The 21,903-nt window shown below is 60.4% G+C and carries 19 protein-coding genes; 7 read left to right on the forward strand and 12 right to left on the reverse strand.

Annotated elements, in window-relative coordinates; genetic code table 11:
• Positions 1 to 130: 130 nt before the first annotated feature.
• Together fghA and AC0L58_RS10665 are read right to left on the reverse strand one after the other, a co-directional pair.
• Positions 131 to 967: an S-formylglutathione hydrolase gene (gene fghA / locus AC0L58_RS10660; protein WP_473688698.1), complete on the reverse strand. Its 837-nt coding sequence runs from the start codon at positions 965 to 967 to the stop codon at positions 131 to 133.
• Between the two features lie 58 nt (positions 968 to 1,025).
• The gene (locus tag AC0L58_RS10665) at positions 1,026 to 2,141 is read right to left on the reverse strand and encodes an S-(hydroxymethyl)glutathione dehydrogenase/class III alcohol dehydrogenase (RefSeq protein ID WP_473688700.1); all 1,116 of its coding nucleotides are present in this window, start codon (positions 2,139 to 2,141) and stop codon (positions 1,026 to 1,028) included.
• A 380-nt stretch (positions 2,142 to 2,521) separates the two neighbouring features.
• On the opposite strand from AC0L58_RS10665, the gene AC0L58_RS10670 reads away from it, so the two are divergent.
• The gene (locus AC0L58_RS10670) at positions 2,522 to 3,463 is read left to right on the forward strand and encodes a LysR substrate-binding domain-containing protein (RefSeq protein WP_473683190.1); all 942 of its coding nucleotides are present in this window, start codon (positions 2,522 to 2,524) and stop codon (positions 3,461 to 3,463) included.
• 125 nt (positions 3,464 to 3,588) lie between these two features.
• Here AC0L58_RS10670 and AC0L58_RS10675 read toward each other — a convergent pair whose 3' ends face one another.
• On the reverse strand, positions 3,589 to 3,975 hold the full coding sequence (locus AC0L58_RS10675) for a hypothetical protein (protein ID WP_473683192.1): 387 nt from the start codon (positions 3,973 to 3,975) through the stop codon (positions 3,589 to 3,591).
• Between the two features lie 458 nt (positions 3,976 to 4,433).
• Here AC0L58_RS10675 and AC0L58_RS10680 point away from each other — a divergent pair, with 458 nt between their 5' ends.
• Positions 4,434 to 5,147 carry a DUF1499 domain-containing protein gene (locus AC0L58_RS10680; RefSeq protein ID WP_473683193.1) on the forward strand — a complete coding sequence of 238 codons (714 nt, stop codon included), beginning with the start codon at positions 4,434 to 4,436 and terminating at the stop codon, positions 5,145 to 5,147.
• A gap of 275 nt (positions 5,148 to 5,422) precedes the next feature.
• Positions 5,423 to 5,908 (forward strand): hypothetical protein, encoded by a 486-nt coding sequence (locus tag AC0L58_RS10685; protein WP_473683195.1) that lies wholly within the window; start codon positions 5,423 to 5,425, stop codon positions 5,906 to 5,908.
• A gap of 319 nt (positions 5,909 to 6,227) precedes the next feature.
• Here the strand turns inward: AC0L58_RS10685 and AC0L58_RS10690 are convergent, their stop codons facing one another.
• The 3 genes from AC0L58_RS10690 to AC0L58_RS10700 all read right to left on the reverse strand — a co-directional run bounded on the left by AC0L58_RS10690 (position 6,228) and on the right by AC0L58_RS10700 (position 9,405).
• On the reverse strand, positions 6,228 to 7,106 hold the full coding sequence (locus tag AC0L58_RS10690) for a nuclease-related domain-containing protein (RefSeq protein WP_473683197.1): 879 nt from the start codon (positions 7,104 to 7,106) through the stop codon (positions 6,228 to 6,230).
• 164 nt (positions 7,107 to 7,270) lie between these two features.
• Complete coding sequence (locus AC0L58_RS10695) at positions 7,271 to 7,732, reverse strand: hypothetical protein (protein WP_473683199.1); 462 nt, start codon at positions 7,730 to 7,732, stop codon at positions 7,271 to 7,273.
• Positions 7,733 to 8,751: 1,019 nt separating this feature from the next.
• Positions 8,752 to 9,405 carry an HAD hydrolase-like protein gene (locus AC0L58_RS10700; protein ID WP_473683201.1) on the reverse strand — a complete coding sequence of 218 codons (654 nt, stop codon included), beginning with the start codon at positions 9,403 to 9,405 and terminating at the stop codon, positions 8,752 to 8,754.
• A gap of 313 nt (positions 9,406 to 9,718) precedes the next feature.
• Here AC0L58_RS10700 and AC0L58_RS10705 point away from each other — a divergent pair, with 313 nt between their 5' ends.
• Positions 9,719 to 10,522 carry a helix-turn-helix domain-containing protein gene (locus tag AC0L58_RS10705; RefSeq protein ID WP_473683203.1) on the forward strand — a complete coding sequence of 268 codons (804 nt, stop codon included), beginning with the start codon at positions 9,719 to 9,721 and terminating at the stop codon, positions 10,520 to 10,522.
• A gap of 313 nt (positions 10,523 to 10,835) precedes the next feature.
• Here the strand turns inward: AC0L58_RS10705 and AC0L58_RS10710 are convergent, their stop codons facing one another.
• The 6 genes from AC0L58_RS10710 to AC0L58_RS10735 all read right to left on the reverse strand — a co-directional run bounded on the left by AC0L58_RS10710 (position 10,836) and on the right by AC0L58_RS10735 (position 19,924).
• Complete coding sequence (locus AC0L58_RS10710) at positions 10,836 to 11,375, reverse strand: nucleotidyltransferase family protein (protein WP_473683205.1); 540 nt, start codon at positions 11,373 to 11,375, stop codon at positions 10,836 to 10,838.
• 186 nt (positions 11,376 to 11,561) lie between these two features.
• A complete protein-coding gene (locus tag AC0L58_RS10715; protein ID WP_473683207.1) occupies positions 11,562 to 12,398 on the reverse strand; it encodes a transposase in 837 nt (278 codons plus the stop codon).
• A 205-nt stretch (positions 12,399 to 12,603) separates the two neighbouring features.
• Positions 12,604 to 13,125 (reverse strand): hypothetical protein, encoded by a 522-nt coding sequence (locus AC0L58_RS10720; protein ID WP_473683209.1) that lies wholly within the window; start codon positions 13,123 to 13,125, stop codon positions 12,604 to 12,606.
• Positions 13,126 to 13,333: 208 nt separating this feature from the next.
• Positions 13,334 to 14,113, reverse strand: a complete 780-nt coding sequence (locus AC0L58_RS10725; protein ID WP_473683211.1) for an AlbA family DNA-binding domain-containing protein — start codon at positions 14,111 to 14,113, stop codon at positions 13,334 to 13,336.
• Between the two features lie 8 nt (positions 14,114 to 14,121).
• Complete coding sequence (locus AC0L58_RS10730) at positions 14,122 to 16,053, reverse strand: DUF262 domain-containing protein (protein ID WP_473683212.1); 1,932 nt, start codon at positions 16,051 to 16,053, stop codon at positions 14,122 to 14,124.
• 115 nt (positions 16,054 to 16,168) lie between these two features.
• Entirely contained in the window at positions 16,169 to 19,924 is a 3,756-nt protein-coding gene (locus AC0L58_RS10735; protein WP_473683214.1) for a methylmalonyl-CoA mutase family protein, read from the reverse strand.
• A gap of 232 nt (positions 19,925 to 20,156) precedes the next feature.
• Between AC0L58_RS10735 and AC0L58_RS10740 the strand changes: the two genes are divergently transcribed.
• The 3 genes from AC0L58_RS10740 to AC0L58_RS10750 all read left to right on the forward strand — a co-directional run bounded on the left by AC0L58_RS10740 (position 20,157) and on the right by AC0L58_RS10750 (position 21,796).
• Positions 20,157 to 20,954 (forward strand): M48 family metallopeptidase, encoded by a 798-nt coding sequence (locus AC0L58_RS10740; protein WP_473683216.1) that lies wholly within the window; start codon positions 20,157 to 20,159, stop codon positions 20,952 to 20,954.
• A 113-nt stretch (positions 20,955 to 21,067) separates the two neighbouring features.
• A complete protein-coding gene (locus tag AC0L58_RS10745) occupies positions 21,068 to 21,403 on the forward strand; it encodes a YXWGXW repeat-containing protein (protein WP_473683218.1) in 336 nt (111 codons plus the stop codon).
• 39 nt (positions 21,404 to 21,442) lie between these two features.
• The gene (locus AC0L58_RS10750) at positions 21,443 to 21,796 is read left to right on the forward strand and encodes a YXWGXW repeat-containing protein (protein ID WP_473683220.1); all 354 of its coding nucleotides are present in this window, start codon (positions 21,443 to 21,445) and stop codon (positions 21,794 to 21,796) included.
• The last annotated feature ends 107 nt before the right edge of the window (positions 21,797 to 21,903 follow it).

Raw genomic sequence — 21,903 nt, forward strand, 5'->3', positions numbered from 1 at the left:
CGGAATCACCGAACCAGTCGGCTCTCGCTCGTCATCCCAGCGAAAGCTGGGATCCAGCGACTCCAAGCCAATGAAAATCAAGGACGCTGGATTCCCGCCTTCGCGGGAATGACGTACTGGCAGGACTTGTTCAGTCCTTCCTCAGGTGCCTGGCATGAAAGCGCAGGTGCTCCTCGATGAAGCTGGCGATGAAGAAGTAGCTGTGGTCATAGCCTTCATGGCGGTTGAGCACCAGCGGATACCCGCTGGTCCTGGCGGCGGCCAGCAGCGCCTCGGGCTTGAGCTGTTCGGCCAGGAACTCGTCGGCCTCACCCTGATCGACCAGAGCCGGCACGAACTGGCTGGCACGGCGCATCAGCAGGCTGGCGTCGTAGTCCGCCCAGCTGTCGGTGTTTTTTCCCAGATAAGCAGACAGCGCCTTCTTGCCCCACGGACTATTGACCGGGTTGCTGATCGGGCTGAAGGCCGACACCGATTTGAACCGCTCCGGATTGCGCAGCGCCAGCACCAGCGCGCCGTGGCCACCCATGGAGTGACCGGAGATCGAGCGCTCCTTGTTGACCGGGAAGGTGGACTCGATCAGTTGCGGCAACTCATCCAGCACGTAGTCGTACATCCGGTAGTGCTCGCTCCACGGACGTTGCGTGGCATTCACGTAGAAGCCGGCGCCCTGGCCCAGGTCGTAACCGTCGGCATCCGCCACCGCGTCGCCGCGGGGGCTGGTGTCCGGGGCCACGATCGCGATGCCGAGCTCGGCGGCGATGCGTTGGGCACCAGCCTTGTGCATGAAGTTCTCGTCGGTGCAGGTCAGGCCCGAGAGCCAGTACAGCACCGGCACCTTGTGCCCGTTGGACGCCTGCGGCGGCAAATAGATGGCAAAGCGCATATCGCAATCGAGGCTGCTCGAAGCGTGCCGGTATTGCTTGTTCCAGCCACCGAACATGCGGTTGCAACTCACATTCTCTATCGTCATCGGATGGTCCTCGTCATCAGGGCGGCCACCCGTTTGGAGTGGCCGCGCCGCCTTATTTGTTGAAATGGATCACGCTGCGGATGCTCTTGCCCGCATGCATCAGCTCGAAGGCTTCGTTGATCTGGTCCAGCCCCATGGTGTGGGTGATGAAGTCGTCGAGATTGAATTCACCCTGCATGTAGCGGTCGACGATGCCGGGCAGCTCCGAGCGGCCCTTGACGCCGCCGAACGCCGAACCACGCCAGACGCGACCGGTCACCAATTGGAACGGGCGGGTCGAGATCTCCTGGCCGGCACCGGCCACGCCGATGATCACCGACTCACCCCAGCCCTTGTGGCAGCACTCGAGCGCGGAGCGCATCACGTTGACGTTGCCGATGCACTCGAACGAGTAATCCACGCCGCCGTCGGTCAACGCGACGATCATCTCCTGGATCGGCTTGTCGTAGTCCTTCGGGTTGATGCAATCGGTGGCACCCAGCTTGCGCGCCAGCTCGAACTTGCACTCGTTGATGTCGATCGCGATGATGCGGCCGGCCTTGGCCATGGTGGCGCCGATGATCGCCGACAAGCCGATGCCACCCAGCCCGAAGATGGCGACGCTGGCACCCTCCTCGACCTTGGCGGTGTTCATCACCGCGCCCATGCCGGTGGTCACGCCACAACCCAGCAGGCAGACCTCTTCCAGCGGCGCCTCCTGGTTGACCTTGGCCAGCGCGATTTCCGGCAGCACCGTGTACTCGGAGAACGTCGAACAGCCCATGTAGTGGAATATCGGCTTGCCATCCTTGAAGAAACGGGTGGTGCCGTCCGGCATCAGTCCCTTGCCCTGCGTCTCGCGAATCTTCTGGCACAGGTTGGTCTTGCCAGACCTGCAGAATTTGCACTCGCCACATTCCGGCGTGTACAGCGGGATCACGTGGTCGCCCACTTTGACGCTGGTGACGCCTGCACCGACCGACTCCACGATGCCGCCACCCTCGTGGCCGAGGATGACCGGGAAAATGCCTTCCGGATCAGCGCCGGACAAGGTGAACGCATCGGTATGGCAGACGCCCGTGGCGATGATGCGGATCCGCACCTCGCCGGCTTGCGGCGGCATCACATCCACTTCCTCGATGGACAGTGCCTGGTTGGGACCCCATGCAATGGCGGCCCGGGATTTGATGATCTGGGACATGTTTATCCTCGGTGGGTTGCGCGATTCGAGAAACCTGGAGGGGCCGCGTCGTGAGGTGCGTGGTGCGCGGCGCGGAAGGACGGCGTGGCGCTCACGGTGAAGCCGGATCGTGACGCTGACACGTGGAGCTCAGGCCATGGGAGCCAGTGATCGACCGCATGAAATCGGTCATGTCGTGGGCTCCAGAAAGCCGGTGGCAGGGCATTGGCGTCCGTTCGCGCCGTGATTGAGTGGCGCCGTGACACTATTGTATTGATTACACACAAACCTATAATCACATCATTGGACAAAGCACTTTTACCCTGTAGTAACAATACGAGCGCGCTGACCTGCGCGTTCCGACGGCATGTCGAGCACCAGGGCTGACCATGTTTGGATGGGAAGGTGTCACCGAATTCGTGGCCGTCGCCGAGACGGAGAGTTTCACGCAGGCGGCGAAGCGGCTGGGGATTTCCACCGCCCAGGTCAGCCGGCAGGTCAGCGCGCTGGAGGCCCGGCTGGGCACCAAGCTGTTCCACCGAACCACCCGCAAGGTCTCGGTGACGGAAACCGGGCAGATCTATTTCCAGCATTGCCGCCAGGTGCTCGACGCACTGGCGGAAGCCGAACGCACGGTCACCAATTTTCAATCGGCCCCGCGCGGCAAGTTGCGGATCACCGCACCGGTGATTTATGGCGAAAAAGCCATCGCGCCACTGGTCAATGATCTCGTGCTGCAGTATCCGGAGCTCGACGTGCAGTTGAACCTGACCAACCGCACGCTGGACCTGGTGGCCGAGGGTTACGACCTGGCCGTGCGCATGGGCACGCTGGAGAGCTCCACCTTGATGGCCCGGCGGCTCGCCTCACGAACCCAGTACGTGTGTGCGTCACCCCGGTACCTGGCAAACCGCGGCACCCCGCATTCCCTGTCCGAGCTGGAAAATCACAACTGCCTGCGAGGCAGCCAGGACCATTGGCGCTTCCAGGAAAACCACAAGGCCCGAAGCCTCAGGATCAAGGGCAACATCAGTTGCGGCAGCGGCTGGGCCTTGCTCGACGCGGCCCTGAAAGGCGTGGGTATCGTGCAGCTGCCGGACTACTACGTGCAGCCGCACCTGGACTCGGGGCAGCTGATCGCCCTGTTGACGCAGTACCAGCAGCCCGAGGAAGGCATCTGGGCGGTCTACCCGCACAACCGCCACCTGTCGCCCAAAGTGCGCCAGTTGCTCGACCACCTGGCACAAGGCCTCGCGGAACGGGGTCGGGTCCACTTCGGCCAAACAGCAACGAAAATGGTTGAACAGGCGAGTACATTCCCTGGCGTCTGAAGCTTGCGTGAGCCCAAGGCTGGCCGCAGTCAGCGCATTTCTTGTTGGGGATCGTGACCGACGGAATGAGAGTCCTGCCGTTGCATTTGATGCCGTTGTCTTCCTGCGCCCAGACCTGACCCAGGCTAGGCCCGGCCCCGCTGAACGCCCGACTGGGAAGATGGCCGGAAGGACCTCTTGACCACGCCAGCCGCAGGCGAGCGATTCAGACCACCAAGCACATAGCCGGCGACGCCGCTGAGAATACCGGTGATTCCGTTGGAATCGAGTATGCCGAGCAAACCAAGCACGGTCGCCGAGCCGATGACGAACATCACCGTCAGCAGATGCAGCATCTGCAACCGCTCGAACATCTGGAAAAACTCTTTCGTGCCGTCCTGCCCGGCCCGCCAAAGGGCAATCGCCCCCACCAGCGAAAACCCGGTCACCAGAATGGCCACCACGACCACGCTGAACTTGATCAGGTCCAGAACGCTTTGAATCGGAATGCTGCCTGTTGGCGCGATGCTCATGGACTTCTCCCCATCTTGATATCTGGCGTCGAAGACTCACCGCTTTCAGCCGAATCCATCCGACAACAACGGCCCGGCGAAAAGCGGCCCCGATGCTACGCGCATGGCGACGGAAGTGCGCACACGCCAGACATGCCGCTGAGCCATTGGGCGCTGCCGCAAGCTGCGTCGGATCCTTCAAGATCAGTCGCTCCCGCAGGCCCGGCAAATCTCGGGAAACGTCATTCTCCCCCGGTGATTTTCTTCGCCCGGTGCGCGCCATCGGCGCCGCGGGTCAGATGCAAGCAGGTCCTGCAGCCTTTCACGCTGCCCGTCCTCGTCGGTGCCGGCGCGCTGTGGCTTCCCCCTGTTTTCTCGGTAACGGTGCGCAGCGACCCAGGGACCGGTACGCTGCTCCTGCATACCCAGCGGCCGCCGCGTTTCGCACCGGACATTCCGCGCCAACCAGAGAGCACGCCATGAAGCCTCCACATCTTGCAATCACCCTGGCGATCGTTGCTGCCTTGCTGCTGTTGGTCGCCGGGCCAGGCACCCGCCTGGCCCTGTGGGACTTCGGCACCGGCTTCAGCCTGATGCGCTGGGCCACGTACATCGGGCTCGCCGCTGCCGCAAGCGCCTTGGTCATGTTGCTGCTGCCGCGATTGCGCCGAGGCCATGGCCGCATGCTCGGCATCGCGCTGGTGCTCGGCGCGGGTGTGGCATTCGTGCCATGGAACAATCTGCGCCTGGCGAAAACCGTGCCGCCAATCCATGACATCAGCACGGACACCACGCACCCGCCAGCGTTCGTGGCAATCCTTCCTCTGCGCGCCAACGCCCCCAACCCGGCGACCTACGGCGGGCCGCCCGTGGCAACGCAGCAGGCGCAGGCGTACCCGGATATCCTCCCGTACATCACCACGGAAGCGCCGCCCCAGGCCTTCAACCGAGCGTTGCAGACAGCACATGCCATGGGCTGGCAGATCGTGGCGAGCGATCCATCCACGGGTCGCATCGAAGCCACCGACACCACGCCATGGTTCGGTTTCAAGGACGACGTGGTGATCCGTGTGGCCCCCGCCGCCGACGGCAGCCGCATCGACGTGCGTTCCGTGTCGCGTGTGGGCAAAAGCGATGTGGGCACCAATGCACGGCGTATCCGGGCCTATCTGCAGCAGCTGAAGCATGGATGATCGGTCATGCGCATGCAGGAGCCTCGCTGGCACGACGAAGACCGCCGGCACTGAATTCCTGCCTTGGCAGAAATGACGGAACTGCGGGGCTTTGCGCTTGAGTGAGTGCCATTCATTCCCGGCACCCTTTTGCCATACCGTCGCCCGACACGCTGGTGGGTTCAACACGCTGCAGCAACGACCCACCTATCCGCTGCTGCACGATGGCGGGATACTCACCCGCAACACCGCAACGCCACGCATTCTTCGCCCAGACACGTCAGGAGAATTGAATCATGCTGCGAATGGCAGCTATTCCGTTTGGCATCTTGTTCGTGCTCGGGGCTGCGCTGCTGGTTTTCGCAGCCTGTGGGCTGGTTCCAGGCACGCACCGCTTTACTGCCGGGGATTGGCCATGGGTCGCGACCGTGACGGCGATCTTTGCCGCATTCGGGATCGGCTGCGTGTTGTGGGGATTGGGGTTTGATGCAATAGCGACAATATCGATCCGCTGCAGCGTTGCAATCGTCGCTGCCGGGTTCATTCTGGCGCTGAACTGGGTTGCATTCGGACCGGGCATCAGGCAATTCGAGATTTCCGCGGCGCCGCTAGGTGGTTCCGTCCCGATGGACGCTGCCACCAATGCATTGGCAGGGCGGACGGTTTTCGGAATCTTTGCGGTAGTGCTTGACCTGATCGTGCTTTCAGTGGGCGCTTCGTGGGCCATGTACTGGTCGAACAGACGCAAGAGCTCATCACCGACAACTCATGCTGACAAGTAATGTTATCGGTGCGGCCTGGCCAGGCCGATCCTCCGGCCATGGCCGGACAACCACGACGCGACTTGCCCGGCATTCGGCAACACGTGGTTCAGCGCGGCAACAACCGCCCGCCCTGCTTTCTCGATGACCCCGATCGACGACGTTACCTGACGCTACTGAGGGAAGCGATTCTCAAATAGGGGGGCTCGCAGATTCAAACGACTGTAAATGAACCCGACCACGCTTCTGCATGCCACTTTTGCTAATTGGCCACGTCCCCTTTGTTTGATCGAAACATGGCGGCCTACCGCGCAACCATTCAATCGACTACAAGTGAACGTCACCCTTTTTCGTAGCGTTCCTCGATGGCGGTCATGATCCTGCGGCGCTGCGGCGTGGGCATCGGCTTGCCGTTGGCATCGCCCATGAACTTACACATCTTGGGGTTGATGACGCGCACCGTTGGTGACGGCACGGAACATGTCACGTACCAGCCCGGGAGAGCCAGGACAGGTTCAACAGGCACCCGCTCTCCGGTCTTGCGATACAGGTAGTCGCTCAGCCAACGAGTCTGAGCGCGCGTCTGGTCAAGCATCTTCACGTCACGGAAGTCCGGAAACTCCAGCACTTCGCCATCGAATCTGACAGCCGCACTCTTCTTTCCGGGCGCTGCGGGTTTTCGCCTCGACTTGGTCTCGATCATGAAAACGGCGCTAGGCCCCACCACGATGTGATCAAGGTTGAACTTGCCAGCGGGAAAGTCGTGATAGATCGCGCAGCCACGCGACGTGAGCGAAGCAAGCGCTTGAGCGGTTGCGCGTTCCGCTGCAAGGCCATCGAGATACTTGCGTCGCCTGCGCAGAATCCTCGCCGCCGACCATGCGCTCCAGCCCGCTACCGCAAAAACGATGACCAGCGAAGTCGCTTCCGCAATTCCAAAGCGGAAGAATTGCCTGTCAACCCGTTGAAGCGCCCACATCGCGAGCATCATCGGACCGACAACGACGGCGAGAAGAAGCCGTTCGCCGCCGACCTCCATCAAGCGATAGGCTTCGCGCTGCGCCTGTTCGCCGGGAAGATTCAGCAGCTCCTCGGTCAGCGGGGACCGCCTCAGATCACATCGGCGCTGCCACCATACCCACACGACAACGAGAAAAATTGGCAACATGCCGAGCGCGAACGCAACGGCAACAAGCAGCAATGGAACCAATCCCTGCATCACGTCCCCTCGTCAAAACCTGTCCCTGCCACCCTTGCCTCAAATCAAACACCACCCAAGCCTGCCAACCATCCACCCCGTCGCTCCAGGCTACGCTCCCGCCGGATTAGCCCAGTGCGACTCAGCCTGAAAGGGGCTCTTACCCGATTAGCCTCGAATCACGATTACAAACCAGCGCGAGGTGTCGCGACCGAGGATGCGCTTCGTCGCCCGCCGCGAGCCGCCACCGCCCCGGCGAGGACCATCATGATCGGTGCGCCGTAGACGAAAATGTTCACGAATAACATCAGGTCCGAGAATGGCTCCCCGAAGTGCGTGAGCGACAGTGCCAGCCCCCAAATCAAAAGCATGCCAAGCAATGCGAGCAGTGTGTAGCGCAGACCAAAAAAGGCGGCGGGTGCGTACCGGAGCGTGCGCCCGAGGATTGCCCAGGTCACGAGTCCAGCAAGGAACGACAATACGACCGAATCGGCCATCTGCAAACCAATGATGGCGAAACTGCTACCAACGGAGGAGCCGTGCGGTGGATGCATGGACTGATACCATCGAGCCAGAACAATCAACAGCACCGAAAGCACAGCCTGCACGCGCGCGAACATCCAGATCCTTGTGCCGTTCTGCGTCATCGAGCCACCTTCTTGACTAGTGATCACCGATTCTCTCGGATACACGGCCCGGCGTCCAGAAACAGCCTCTTCCAATCGAAACAGGGGTCCGAACCAGGGGTCAAATTCGACTTTACGAGAGCATCTTCTCGCCGAAAGTGCACACTGACCCCTGTCTCGCCGCAGCTGTCACGTCGCGCAGGGCCGGCGAAAATCGGACGCCCGCGCAAAAAACTCAAGAGTGGTACGCGGAAAGTGCATTCTGGCCCCTGTTTCTACCCCTGTTTCTGGCCACCCCTGATTCGGAGAGATGCAATATGGGCATCATAAAAATGGTCTCCTGTACTCAATGTGGCTATGAGTCGGATCAATTGCATATCGGCTCAGGCATGCTCGGATCTGGTCCACAAGAAATATTGGTGTGCACTCATTGCGAACTTTTGTTCTCGGGTACAGCGGGGGCTCGCCGCGAGCGCTCGTCATTGCTCGCGCTAGGCAATAGCCACTGCCAGTGCCCACGTTGCGACACCGAGTGTTCTCCGGCACAAACCTACTCGCCGCCACAGACCAGGAGGCTGCTGGGGCTAGTACGGACGACAGCCGCGGAATCTCGCATTCAGTGCCCCAAGTGTGGCTCTCCTAATACCCAAAGCAACATAATTGGCTTATGGGATTAATTTCGGAAAGGGCGTCAGGGACAATTTCCGCGCAAAGGATGAGGATTAATTGGCCACGTTTCCTTTATTGCCCGAGTCACGCCGAAGCCGATGGCGCGGGGATCTAACTTCCTCCGTCCCGGTTTCCCTTGCGAGCGGATCTTCTCACCGAAAGTGCACACTGACCTCTGTTTCGCGACCCCTGTTTCGCGATCCCACTTGCGATGCATCGGGCACACCATGGGCTTTCCGTGGAACGCCGAGGGATTCGGGCTGCACAAAAGCGCCTGGTCATGGCGAAACTCCTTGCGGGTTGCGCGCAACACTTTCGATGCCTGAGTCATCCGGCTTCAACCCGCACGCCGCTGACATGCAAGCGTGCCGTCACTGCACCTTCGCAGGCCTCGACCTTCCGGCCGCGCGGGCGAGCATCACCAGTTCGCCCACGTCGCTGAACACGTGCGTGGGATGTCCGCGCCTGAGGGACCGCGCCGTGGCGTACCCCCAGGCAACGGCGCCGAAGTCCACACCGGCCGCGTGCGCCGCCTCGGCATCCGTGATCTGGTCACCAACATACAGCGCACGCCACGGCGACGTGCCGGTAGCGTCGAGCACACGCGCGATCCGCTTGGCCTTGCCAAAAATCGACACGCCGCACTCGGTGTGCGCGAAGCGCCGCCAATGCACTGCTCCCAGTATCCGCCGGCAATTGTCCTCGGCATTGGACGAGACCAGCGCGAGCAGTACACCGCTTGCATGCAACGCCTGCAGGGCTTCGCCAACACCATCGAACAGCTGCACGTCAGCATCACGCATCAGCTTCATGAAACTCCGGGCGACAAAGGGCAGCTTCCATCGCGGAAGTCGCGCATGGTGCATCAATTCGCGTGGGGAATGGCCTCGCAAGGCCTCGATCTCGTCCGCTTCCAGGCGGCGGAAACCGTGCCGGTCCGCCAGAAGGTTATGCACGCTGACGAAGAACGGAAACGAATCCGCCAGCGTGCCATCCAGGTCGAAAATGATTAGGTCATGATTCATGACTGCATCCCACCGGCGGCGTGCACATCGCACGCCGCCGGATTGGATATCACGCCGCATCATCGCAGCGGCAGGGACGACCGTCCGCGCAGCCGCAAGCGCAGGCAACCGGTGCAGCCTGGCAGCCGCAGGTACAGGTCACGCCCGCGCAGGTCGTGCATTCGCAAGCCATGGTGTTGAATGTATTCATTGGATATCTCCTGGTGGATGAGGTTACGGACGTCGATCCGTGGAGCCATTTTCGCGGTCCTCACTGGCGCGCGCTTGAATCAAACGGCTAATCTTCACCCACTTGGTCACCGCTGAAACTGCCATGTCAGCAGCCCCTGATTTCGTCGACCCCGCACCTCACCGAAGCGTCATCGGGATTGGCCGCGTGGCCATGTGGAAAGGCGGCAGTGTCTGGATCGGTCGCAACACCGGCCAGGCGCAGGCGCACTGCCACCACGCGATCCAGATCACGCTCACGGCGACAGGAACCTTCCGGATCCGCGGCGACGCAGGAGATGTCTGGCGAAAGACCTCAGCGGCGCTGGTCATGCCCGATCGCTGGCACGTTTTCGACGGTTGCGGTCACACTGTCGCGATTGTCTTCGTTGAACCGGAAACCGCAGCCGGCCGGACGCTGATCGAACGCCACGGCCAGCAAGACATCAGCCTCTTGCGCAATGACGCTCTCGCATCACCGGCTGCCGCGCTCCTTGACGTGTTCGACGCGCGAGGTACGGAACGCGCACTGATCGACGCGGCGCAACGCCTCGTCGAACACCTCGCCCGGGTACCGGTAGCGCAGGAAACCGTCGACCGGCGCATCGCTGTCGTGATCGACCGCATACGCGGGCACCCTGGCGAGGCGCTCACGCTGGCCCAGGCGGCCACCATGGCTCACCTGTCCCCAAGCCGCTTTCGCCATCTTTTTGTCGCCCAGACGGGCATTTCCTTTCGCGCCTACCTGCTGTGGGCACGTGTCGGCTTCGCCGTTGCCCGGGGCATGACAGGCGGTTCGTGGACGGAGGCGGCGCAGCAGGCCGGCTTTGCCGATTCAGCCCATCTCAGCCGCACCTGCCGTCGCATGTTCGGCATTGCACCAACGATGCTGGTGCCGGAAAAAGACTGACTGAGGCAGGCCCGCGCAATCGCAAAGCGGCTGCCTGAGGGAAGCGACCTCCGGCCGCCAAGACGGCCGCTGGTGACCGCCGGCGCGATCCAAAACCGGGGTCGAAAAGGTGAAAAAAGGGGACGTGGCCAATTAGCCCTTGTTTCGTTAGAGCTTGGTCTTGCCAGTCAGCGCCATCTCTCGCTCAACAATTGGCCACACCGGGCACAACGCCTCTACCGCCTCCATCAACTCTACCCAGTCCGACAAATCACCCTTCCCCAACTGGACAATGTCGAGAACACGCCCCCCAGCAAGCGGCTCTCGCATACCCTCAGCGATCTTCGGCAGCGATTTCGTCGAGTATCCCATCCAGCATCTCCGCACGATCAAACATCACGAAATATTCTCGCACTTCGGCCATGTTGAGCCGGTCGCGCTGCGCACGCAACAGCGCCTGGATATCCTCGATGTCTCGCAGGCGGGAAGGATTGTTGACCAGCGCCTGCAGCTTGAACCCGATCAGGCCTTCCGCACTGATCACGCGCAATGTCCCCATGACGGTTTCACGCTCGATGGCTTCGCTCAGCAATCGTCGCGCGATGGGTCGATGGGCGTAGAGCAGATCCAGCCCTTCGTCATCACGGAGATAGTTGGCGGCATCCTCGCTGCGGTGAACGCAACGATAGCCGAGCGCCAGCAGAATTTCGTGCAACCGCTCCGCGTCATCTGCGTCGGCGAGAAAGTCGACGTTGCGCGTGGCACGAACCACTTGGTGCGCGGCCAGCGCCAAGCCCCCGATCAGCGCAGGGCTGGTCTTGCAGCCGACAAAGGCCGCGACAGCTTGCTTGATCTGATCAACCAGACGAGACATGGGCGCTCAAGCAAAGGACAGGCCCAGCTTTGTAACACATGTTTGGCCCTTGCCCGCGAAACGGGGGCGCAGCATAAAGTGCGCAAAAGAGGCGAGGACAATCAAGCTCATGCCTACCGCTGACGGGCGCACCCACAGCACAGTCACCGTCAAAGGGGTAGGTCCAGCATAATTGCAGTCGAGCTTCTAACCAGCCCGGCGGACGATGCGTCCGACCGTGGTGAAGTGAACGCCGAAGTAGGCCGCAATCTGTGTGTAGCTGTACTCACCGGTCGCCCACGCCGCCCGCATGGCGCTGTCGCGATCCGGGTAGGCTTTCGCAATCGCCTTCAATGGTGGCGCCGGCGGCCGCCGCTGAGCGCGAGGAATGTTGACGTCGTCCGGTCGCTGTTCGGCCTTCTGGTGCGCGCCGGAGACAAAGGCATCGTCCCCGAGGAATACCTGGCGATTCAAATGCTTCCAGATCGACTCGCCTTCTATCCCCTCATGCACAAACTTCTCGTACGCCGCTACGGCTCGCGCGCGGCGCGTTCCAAACTGCGCAAGGAGGCCGTCGGTCTCCAGCCACACCGGTGCACAGGCCTCACCGGTGACCGCTCGATAGCTGCTCCACGGCCACTTGGCGGGTGAGTCCACCATGTACGCGCGCACCGGATTCAACACAACGTAACGCGTCAATTCCAGCAGATAACTGTCGGCATCGACCAGGATTGCCTTATAGCGTCCCTGGAACAGGTGACCCGTGCGGTGGTGGCGACGGTTGCTCCATTGCGTGAACACGCCATGGAGCTGGCGCATACCTTTCGACAAATTCCCGTCCCGCGTCGCGATCACCAGGTGGTAGTGATTGCTCATCAGGCAGTACGCATGGCAACACCAGTTGAACTGCCCAACCACCTCACCAAGCACCTCCAGAAAGTGCTCGCGGTCTACGTCATCCTCATAAATTGCCTCACGGCGATCTCCACGCGCCGTCACGTGATAAAGCGCACCACCGAATTCAAGGCGAACAGGTCGGGCCATGCGATTGAGCCTACTCCGGCAGATGCTACGATGCTAGACCTGACCCCGGGCTCGATTGGCCACGTCCCCTTTATTCGGTGCTCCTGTGCTCCTGTGCTCCTGTGCTCCTGTGCTCCTGCATGCTCCTGTGCTCCTGTGCTCCTGTGACCCCATGCTCCTGCATGCTCCTGTGCTCCTGGACACCTTTTTCCTGTTTTCTTTTGCGTTATATCCCAACTACCCAGTTCACGATCTTGTCTTTGTACGGAATTACGAATGCGTCTATAGGCGCCGGCCCATGATCAAGATCGGTAAGTGCGAGACAAATCGCCAAATCACCATACGCGATATCAATAACGAGATCAGACACCGTCCGAAACAACTCGGCTTCATCAACTTTAGTGTCTAAGCAACCTGTCAAATTTCTAGCGAGATCATGAGCGACCAAATTTCGCGCCTTTCTCGCATCATGAAGTATAACTAGTACCTTTTTCGAAAGTGGGAGAGAATTAATGTTATCAACAAGACGCTCGTCTTTCTCGGCGACCTTCAAAGCGAACTCGGCGTATTCCGCTTCCCCAATCAAGCCGCTTACAACTAAACCCTCCCTCAATTGTAAGAATACCGCAGCCTTCTCACACATTGAATCAAATCGCGTCGCCAGTATCAGGGCCCTGCCGAGAACCGCATGGATTCGATCAGTGTTTTCTGTTCGTTCGAAATCTGTAATGAAGATATCAGGATTCACGCCCAGCTCCTTGCACATGACGTTAATGGTTAGACAGAAACAAAGCGTCAGCGACATTTATCTTCTACAAAATAATATCTCTGACCCCTTTGTCATCTTTTTTTTGTGGACAATAATGTCTCTGACCCCTTTTGTGACATGAATTCGTGGGCAAACCTCACGCTCTGACCCGGTTAGCTCTCCGGCTCCCCGTCTTTGTTGCCTTTTGTTACCGCGCGGCTCCGGCAACGCGTGCGCTGACAAACGCCTCGAATTCTGGCATAGACAGACTCACTGTCCGGTTTCCTTGACGAACGAATACCTCGAACGCGCCTCGGCCAGACCTTTTCAAATACGCAACGCTCCTCGTTGCAGACACTTGAACTCTGACAATCGTCACACCGTTTAACTGAAAGTATCGATTCCGGACAAAGTTGTTTGCGGTGGTTCCATCAAGAAAGTTAGCCTTCACTTTATCCCGGAAAAATAACTCCCACCCATCAATATCAGCTTTTGCGCCAAGAAATTCAAAGTCGTACGCTATACCAATACACTTTGACGCATCGTCAACGCCAATGTAAACAACGCCACCATCCGCATTCATGAAACCTGCGACGGTCTTTAAGGTACTGTCCAGGACAGCCTCTGAGCGAAGATCTGCCCGCTTCTGAAAGTGACCCGTTTGTGCGCGCTGATGATCGAAAAGCAACGACGATTTAAATTCGACCGTCGCGCTTTCACCCTCAGATAGCTCGAATTTCACCTTCTCTTCGTCAACATCAACTGAGTCACAACACACAAGACGAGGTGATTCGAAACTACCGAAAGGCAACGCGGGCACTAGCAATAGGCCGAACTCATCGAGTCTCTTTTGGATCGCAGCGGATGTATCAAATGGATGCGCCTCCAGCGGGAGCCCCAAAAGCAATGCGAGATCGGATAGCGAAGCTTCGCACCCCCGCCCGTAAGCAGCAGCCATAAAACCTGCCAAGGTGGTAGGAACCGGCATTGCTTGACTTACCTAATCGATATATTGCACAAGGAAATGAGCCTGTCCGCAATTAAAGCGGCTCTTTTCTCCCAAAAAAGACCCGGGCTTGGCTGGGATGCCGTAAGGGCGTCGTAACAGGCCCGATCAATAAAAAGCTCATCCAATCTCGGACCTGCGTTCTGGTAGCTGATATCAGCGTCCGTAAGTGCACGCCCTGGAAGTCGTGCCTTCCATCTTTGATTAGAATCACGGCAAAGTGGCATCAAATTCGATATAGAATTTACATAGTCCTTTCCTGCCAGTGAAGGATCCAGAACAGCTGCGAGGTCACCGTGTCTATTGTCTTTGCACCACTGCTTGGGATAGATGTGGTGCAACTCCAGCGCCGACTCACTCGGATACGTCAGGTCAATATTTGGATCTAGGAGGTCTCGGCGCACACTCGTCAGAAGAGGCAGAGTCAGAGCGCGCAAGCGAGCACCGCTGGGCCGCCCATCTGTAAGCGCTTCAATGAGCTGTTCACGTGTAGGCATAATTCCTGTCATATAAGTTGATAACCAATTATCAGACTCGATAGCCCATCTATTCGAAGAATCGAATTCCTTGCGCTGCAAGAGCTGACTCATCAATTCGCGAAGATCGGTGCCTAGCTGACTAAGGAAGCCTTGATCGTACCTGCCAAGCAACGCGTTCCTCCAGTAGAAGGCGCGGAATATAGCCTCAAGCTCTGCGAGCGACCATTGCTGTCTATATCCAGCGTCGACCAACATAAACCACCTAACCGCAACGTATATTGCGGCCGTGACTGGATAAGGGGATTGCCAATATGGAAAATTCCCATTAGCTACGCAGCGTTGAAATCCATCAAGAAACTCAGCGACTCGGTCGGTGTTATTTGAAATTTCGATCCAATGCTCCGAAGGCGTAGCTAGCAGGTCACCGGCCTTCACAGAGTTTACAGTTGCAATATTTCGCCTTCCGACCTTACGGGGGTGAGGCTTTTCCTCGCCTCTCGCGATGTAACACGCAGTAACTACCTGGGCTATGAGCTCGGGACGATTGGCGCGGTCCGACCAACCGACTGCACCCCTAAGCTGACCTAACTCATCTATCCAGTCCCTCAAGGAAAGCGGCTGAAGGCCATCGCGCGACGTGTCCGTGTAAAGCCAGCTATGAATCAAGTCGACGGTTGAAACTTTGGTTCCGGTGGTATTCAAAGTTTCGAATATCTCACATATTTCTCCAAGACTATAAGTCTGAGGAACAATATAGACTGCCAAAAGGGTTTCGTTGATTCCGCTAAACGCTGATTTTAAAATTTCATCTCGTCTCGCTATTTCGCCTTCAGCAGGCAACACACCGCTTGGGTAGAACTCTGGCTTATATATCGCCTGAAGATATCTCATCCACTGCTGGAAGAGTGGCTCATCCGGAACATAGCTTGCCAACGGGAAGAGACCTTGAGCTATGCAGTTTGCTTCCGTGTCAAGCTGGCGGCTCCGGACCTCAGGATCTTTCAAATAGACAATGCGTTGAAGCGGATCTTCCGCGGCCACGTTTAGGTAGAACCTACCAGAGAACTTGCGTCGCGAGTCTTTCGCCCGGAAACCGCCAAAGGCCATCGCGATGGCAGTGCACCTCTGCCGACCATCAAGTATCGCGAAAACCTTATTCGGCCGGTTACTGGGATCAGAGAATCTGGCAAATCCTGGCGTACCATCGGCATTTGTACGATCAGGAATATTTACTGCATCCAGATCGAGTGCAGTCTCGTCCGGCTGCTCCCATAGAGTAGCCATTCCAATAGGGCGGGCGTCAATTATCGACGTCACAAGATTGACAACGTCTCCCTCAGACCACACGAAATCGCGTTGAAATGACGGAACGAGCCATGCCGATGATCTGAGGCTATCAAGCAGTTTTCCAATGCCAAGCGATTCGATTTTCATCGTAGCCATGATTTTCTACTGATTCCTTGATGTGATTATCTTTCGGATAAGCGAACGGCGTATATGGTGAAAATCGTAGGATCGGCCCAGATTGTTCCTTACTAAAGGTAAGGTTTTGCCCTCCTCACATATTCCTCCGATACTCCCCCCCCACCTCATACAACGCATGCGAAATCTGCCCCAACGAGTTGTACTTGACCGCCTCAATCAACTGCTCAAACACATTCCGCCTCTCCCGCGCCGTCATTTGTAGCACCTTCAAGCTATCCGCAGCCAGCGAGTTCCGAGCCTCCCCATAGCTCCGCACATTAGCAATCTGCACCCCCTTCTCCTCCTCCGTCGACCGAATCAACTCGATCTCCGTCGCAATCTCCCCCGCATGCTCCCTCGGCAAAAAGGTGTTCACGCCAATCAACGGCAACGACCCATCATGCTTCTTGTGCTCGTAATACATCGACTCTTCCTGGATCTTCCCGCGCTGGTACATCGTATCCATCGCGCCAAGCACCCCGCCCCGCTCGCTGATCGCCTCGAACTCCTTGTACACCGCCTCCTCGACCAGGTCGGTCAGCGTGTCGACCACATAACTCCCCTGCCACGGGTTCTCGTTGAAGTTCAGCCCCAGCTCCTTGTTGATGATCATCTGGATCGCCACCGCGCGGCGCACGCTGTCCTCGGTGGGCGTGGTGATCGCCTCGTCGTAGGCGTTGGTGTGCAGCGAGTTGCAGTTGTCGAACAGGGCATACATCGCCTGCAGCGTGGTACGGATGTCGTTGAACTGGATCTCCTGCGCGTGCAGTGAGCGGCCGGACGTCTGGATGTGGTACTTCATCATCTGGCTGCGGCTGCTGGCGCCGTAGCGCTCGCGCATGGCGCGGGCCCAGATGCGGCGGGCGACGCGGCCGATCACGGTGTATTCCGGGTCCATGCCGTTGGAGAAGAAGAAGCTCAAGTTGGGCGCGAAGTCGTCCACCTTCATGCCGCGGGCCAGGTAATACTCGACGATGGTGAAGCCGTTGCTGAGGGTGAAGGCGAGCTGGCTGATCGGGTTGGCCCCGGCTTCGGCGATGTGGTATCCGCTGATCGACACCGAGTAGAAGTTGCGCACCTTGTGGTCGACGAAGTACTGCTGGATGTCGCCCATCATGCGCAGCGCGAATTCGGTGCTGAAGATGCAGGTGTTCTGCGCCTGGTCCTCCTTCAGAATGTCGGCCTGCACGGTGCCGCGCACCCTGGTCAGGGTGTCGGTCTTGATCTTCGCGTAGGTTTCGGCATCGACCAGTTCATCGCCGCAGACACCGAGCAGGCCCAGCCCCAGGCCTTCGTTGCCCTTGGGCAACTCGCCGTGGTACTGCGGGCGCTGCTTGCCCTCGTAGAGCTTGTCGATCTTCTTTTGCGCCGCCGCCCAGCGGGCGTTGTCTTCGCGCAGGTATTTCTCCACGTTCTGGTCGATGGCGGTGTTCATGAACATCGCCAGGATCATCGGCGCGGGGCCGTTGATGGTCATCGACACCGAGGTGGTCGGCGCGGACAGGTCGAAGCCGGAGTACAGCTTCTTCATGTCGTCCAGGGTGGCGATGTTGACGCCGGAGTTGCCGATCTTGCCGAAGATGTCCGGGCGCGGGGCCGGGTCTTCGCCGTACAGGGTGACCGAGTCGAACGCGGTGGACAGGCGCGTGGCGGCGCCGCCCTGGCTGAGGTAGTGGAAGCGGCGGTTGGTGCGCTCGGGCGTGCCTTCGCCGGCGAACATGCGGGTGGGGTCTTCGCCGCTGCGGCGGTACGGGTATACGCCGCCGGTGTAGGGGTAGTGGCCGGGCAGGTTTTCCTTGCCGAGGAAGGTGAGCAGTTCACCCCAATCTTTTGACTTGGGCGGGGCGACCTTGGGGATTTTCTGGTGGCTCAGGGATTCGCGGTAGTTGTCGACGCGGATGACCTTGTCGCGCACCTTGTATTGGTTGACGTCGGCGGTGACGGATTCGAACAGGGCCGGCCAGTGGCGCAGTTGCTCGATGGCTTCGTGGGTTAGTTCCTTGAGCGCGGAGTTGTAGCGCTGACGCAGGAGGAGCATGGAGCGGTCGACCCCGCGCGAGGAGGCTTGACCCTTTTCCTCGTCACCCGAGCGAACGCTGGGGTCCAGTGACTCAGAGCGGGTGTCGTGCGCTTCGCGCGGTGTACTTGACTGGATCCCAGCTTTCGCTGGGATGACGGCATCGTGCAGTTCGGCGTTGCGATACAACTCCAGTGGCTTGGGCAGCTTGTCGTCGCCCAGTTCCTTGAGTGCCTCGTAATAGTGCTGCGCCTTGCTGGCGTACTCGGCCTGGCTTTCGATGGCCTTGTTGATGGCGCGGCCCTGCTCGGCGATTTCGGCCAGATAGCGTACGCGGGCGCCGGGGATCAGCACGGTGGCGCGCGGTTCCTTCAGCGTGGTGTCGAGGTCGGGCTTCCAGTCGCATTTGCTTGTGTAGGAGCCCACCTTGTGGGCGATACTTTTCTCCTCGGCGTCTGTCGCGACGTGATCGCGCACAGGGTGCGCTCCTACAGGGGCGGTGTTGTGGTCGGGTTCCTCGCCGAGGTTCAGTTTTTCGCGCATCAGACGGCACAGGTTGACAAACATCCAGGTGATGCCCGGGTCGTTGAACTGGCTGGCGATGGTGGGGTACGCGGGGACGTCCTCGTCCTTGACACTGAACGCGGTGCGGTTGCGCTTCCACTGCTTGCGCACGTCGCGCAGGGCGTCCTCGGCGCCGCGCTTGTCGAACTTGTTGAGCACGATCAGCTCGGCGAAGTCGATCATGTCGATCTTCTCCAGCTGGCTGGCGGCGCCGTAGTCGCTGGTCATCACGTAGGCGGGGAAGTCGACCAGGTCGACGATCTCCGAATCGCTCTGGCCGATGCCGGCGGTTTCCACGATCACCAGGTCGTAGGGCTGGCTTTTCAGGAAGTCGATGCAGTCGTGCAGTACCACGCTGGTGGCAGCGTGCTGGCGGCGGGTGGCCATGGACCGCATGTAGACGCGATGGCTGCGCAGCGAATTCATGCGGATGCGATCGCCCAGCAGTGCGCCGCCGCTGCGACGGCGGGTGGGGTCGACGGCCAGTACGGCGATGCGCATCTCGGGGAATGCCTGCAGGAAGCGCAGCAGCAGTTCGTCGACCACGGACGACTTGCCTGCGCCGCCGGTGCCGGTGAGGCCGAGTACGGGTGTCCGGGATTTGGGATTCGGGATTTGGCGACCGGAGGGAAGTCCCCTTGTGGGAGTTTCGGCAGAACCGCGTGCCCACTGCTTCCGGAGTTTGGCGAGTTCGTCTTCGGAAAAATGCCCTTCTTCAATGGCACTGAGCATCGCGCCGATGCTGATTTCATCCTCGACGCTGACGTTTTCCAGCTTTTTCGAATCCCGTATCCCCAATCTCGAATCCCGAGCCGCACGCGTGCGGCTCATGACATCCTCGATCATGTGCACCAGACCCAGGTGCATGCCGTCGTTGGGGTGGTAGATGCGCTCCACGCCGTAGGCTTCCAGCTCCTTGATCTCCTCGGGCGTGATGGTGCCGCCGCCGCCGCCGAACACGCGGATATGGCTGGCGCCCTTCTCCTTGAGCATGTCGACCATGTACTTGAAGTACTCGACATGGCCGCCCTGGTAGGACGACATGGCGATGGCGTCGGCGTCCTCCTGCAGCGCGGCGCGCACCACGTCCTCGACCGAGCGATTGTGGCCGAGGTGGATGACCTCCGCCCCCTGGCTCTGGATGATGCGCCGCATGATGTTGATGGCCGCGTCGTGGCCATCGAACAGGCTGGCGGCGGTGACGAAGCGCAGCGGGGCCGTTTCGGCGGGCGCGGTGCTGGCGGGAACGTGGTGGGCAGGGGAACTCATGACTACTCCGGCATCGTTGCTTAACCCGTCGATTCTAGTGGAACCGCCGTAAACACGCGGAAAAGTCGCGTGCGACCGCCTGTGGCACCATGCCAGCCACGTGCTGCATGCCAGTGTGCTCCGGCAAGGCTGCGTAGTCATCGGACCGGGAAATGAACATCGCGTTGACTGCGCGCATGGTCTGCTGATGGCATCTGCGAGCACTTGTCATGATGACTTTGAGGGATCACCGATGAAACACCGCTACCTGCTTGTCGCCGTTGCCGCCACCGCGTTGGCCGGCTGTGTCACCTCGCCCACCGGGCGCTCGCAATTGATGATGGTCTCGGACAGCCAGATGAGCCAGATGGGCCTGTCTGCCTTCAACGACATGCGCAAGCAGGGCAAATTCGTGAACGCGCCGCGCGAGCGCGCCTACGCGACGTGCGTGGCGAACGCGCTGATTGCGGTGCTGCCGCCGCCATGGAACACCCAGCAATGGGAGGTGCAGATCGTCGGCGACGACAGCGCCAACGCGTTCGCCCTGCCCGGCGGCCGGATTGGCGTGAACCAGGGCATGTTCAAGCTGGCCAGCAACCAGGATCAACTGGCGGTGGTGCTGGGGCACGAACTGGCTCACGTGGTCGCGCGCCATGGGGCTGAACGGGTGTCGGACAACCTGGCTGCGCAGGCGGCGGTGGCGGCGGGTTCGGCGTATGCGGGCAGCCGCGGCGTGAATCCGGACCAGGTGGGCGCTTTGCTCGGTGCTGGCGCTCAGTTGGGTGTTCTGCTGCCGTTCTCGCGCACCCAGGAAAGCGAGGCCGACACGCTGGGCCAGCGCTACATGGCCAAGGCCGGGTTCGACCCCCGCGCGGCGGTGACGCTGTGGCAGAAGATGGATGCGCAAGGCGGCAGCAAGCCGCCGGCGTTCCTGTCCACCCATCCGTCCCCGGGCGGCCGGGCGCAGACCCTGGGCCGGCAGGCCCAGCAACTGCTGCCGGTGTACCAGCAGGCGCGCGCCAGCGGGCATGCGCCGAACTGCCGGATGTAGGCCCGACGGCCTAATCGCCAGCTGAACGAGACCGGCGCGCGCCGTCAACGACGCGCGCTTTCCGTCGTTTTTCGTCGTGACAGCCGCACAACGCGGCGCCGACGGAGAACGCGATGACCCGCACCCCACTCAAGCTGGCCTTGCTGGCCGGATTCGGCCTGGCCTTTGCCGGAGCAAGCTGGGCGCCACCCGCCGCCGCACACACGCAGGTCGCGGTAGGCGTCCGCATCGGTGTTCCGCCGCCGCCTGTTCGCGTCGAGCGTGTCCCGGCACCGCGTCGCGGCTACATCTGGGCACCAGGCTACTGGCGCTGGAATGCCCCCGCCCATCGTCACGTGTGGGTGGGTGGCTACTGGGTACACGTGCGCCCCGGCTACCACTACCGCCCGGCACGCTGGGTCCGTCACGGCCGCGACTGGCGCTTCCACGCCGGTTACTGGGCACGCTGAGCACACCACCTTCCAACCTGCACCGTAAGGACTGAACTGATGATGGCATTGCGTCGTATTGCACTGGTTCCGCTGGTGATGGCAGTGGCACTCGCCAGCGGTTGCGTGGTGGCACCGGTACACCGGCGACCGGTCGTGGTCGAGCGACCTGTATATGGAGGGGCGGTGGAACTGGTGGCCCCGCAAGCGCCACCGGTATGGGTGGTGGAACGGGTTCGCCCGCGCCCGGGCTATATCTGGGCACACGGCTACTGGCGCTGGAACGGTCGCCGCTATGTGGCCGTGCGCGGCCACTGGGAGCCGGTGCGCGCCGGCTACCGCTACGAGCACCCGCACTGGGTGCGCCGCGGCGATGGCTGGCACTGGCGTGCCGGTGTGTGGGTCAGCGGCTGATCGCCGACGGCGCCAGCCACCGCGAACGGGCAGGCTTGCGCGCCGCCATACGGTGGTGACTTGACGCACCGCATCATCGCGCAGCGATGCGACGTACTAAACTTCGC

The organism is Rhodanobacter sp. G2-10, from assembly GCF_055809185.1.

Excerpts from the sequence above, each read along its gene's own strand:
- AC0L58_RS10670 (WP_473683190.1), top strand. The coding sequence starts at position 2,522 with ATGTTTGGATGGGAAGGTGTCACCGAATTCGTGGCCGTCGCCGAGACG.
- AC0L58_RS10675 (WP_473683192.1), bottom strand. The coding sequence starts at position 3,975 with ATGAGCATCGCGCCAACAGGCAGCATTCCGATTCAAAGCGTTCTGGAC.
- AC0L58_RS10680 (WP_473683193.1), top strand. The coding sequence starts at position 4,434 with ATGAAGCCTCCACATCTTGCAATCACCCTGGCGATCGTTGCTGCCTTG.
- AC0L58_RS10685 (WP_473683195.1), top strand. The coding sequence starts at position 5,423 with ATGCTGCGAATGGCAGCTATTCCGTTTGGCATCTTGTTCGTGCTCGGG.
- AC0L58_RS10690 (WP_473683197.1), bottom strand. The coding sequence starts at position 7,106 with ATGCAGGGATTGGTTCCATTGCTGCTTGTTGCCGTTGCGTTCGCGCTC.
- AC0L58_RS10695 (WP_473683199.1), bottom strand. The coding sequence starts at position 7,732 with ATGACGCAGAACGGCACAAGGATCTGGATGTTCGCGCGCGTGCAGGCT.
- AC0L58_RS10700 (WP_473683201.1), bottom strand. The coding sequence starts at position 9,405 with ATGAATCATGACCTAATCATTTTCGACCTGGATGGCACGCTGGCGGAT.
- AC0L58_RS10705 (WP_473683203.1), top strand. The coding sequence starts at position 9,719 with ATGTCAGCAGCCCCTGATTTCGTCGACCCCGCACCTCACCGAAGCGTC.
- AC0L58_RS10710 (WP_473683205.1), bottom strand. The coding sequence starts at position 11,375 with ATGTCTCGTCTGGTTGATCAGATCAAGCAAGCTGTCGCGGCCTTTGTC.
- AC0L58_RS10715 (WP_473683207.1), bottom strand. The coding sequence starts at position 12,398 with ATGGCCCGACCTGTTCGCCTTGAATTCGGTGGTGCGCTTTATCACGTG.
- AC0L58_RS10725 (WP_473683211.1), bottom strand. The coding sequence starts at position 14,113 with ATGCCGGTTCCTACCACCTTGGCAGGTTTTATGGCTGCTGCTTACGGG.
- AC0L58_RS10730 (WP_473683212.1), bottom strand. The coding sequence starts at position 16,053 with ATGGCTACGATGAAAATCGAATCGCTTGGCATTGGAAAACTGCTTGAT.
- AC0L58_RS10735 (WP_473683214.1), bottom strand. The coding sequence starts at position 19,924 with ATGAGTTCCCCTGCCCACCACGTTCCCGCCAGCACCGCGCCCGCCGAA.
- AC0L58_RS10740 (WP_473683216.1), top strand. The coding sequence starts at position 20,157 with ATGAAACACCGCTACCTGCTTGTCGCCGTTGCCGCCACCGCGTTGGCC.
- AC0L58_RS10745 (WP_473683218.1), top strand. The coding sequence starts at position 21,068 with ATGACCCGCACCCCACTCAAGCTGGCCTTGCTGGCCGGATTCGGCCTG.
- AC0L58_RS10750 (WP_473683220.1), top strand. The coding sequence starts at position 21,443 with ATGATGGCATTGCGTCGTATTGCACTGGTTCCGCTGGTGATGGCAGTG.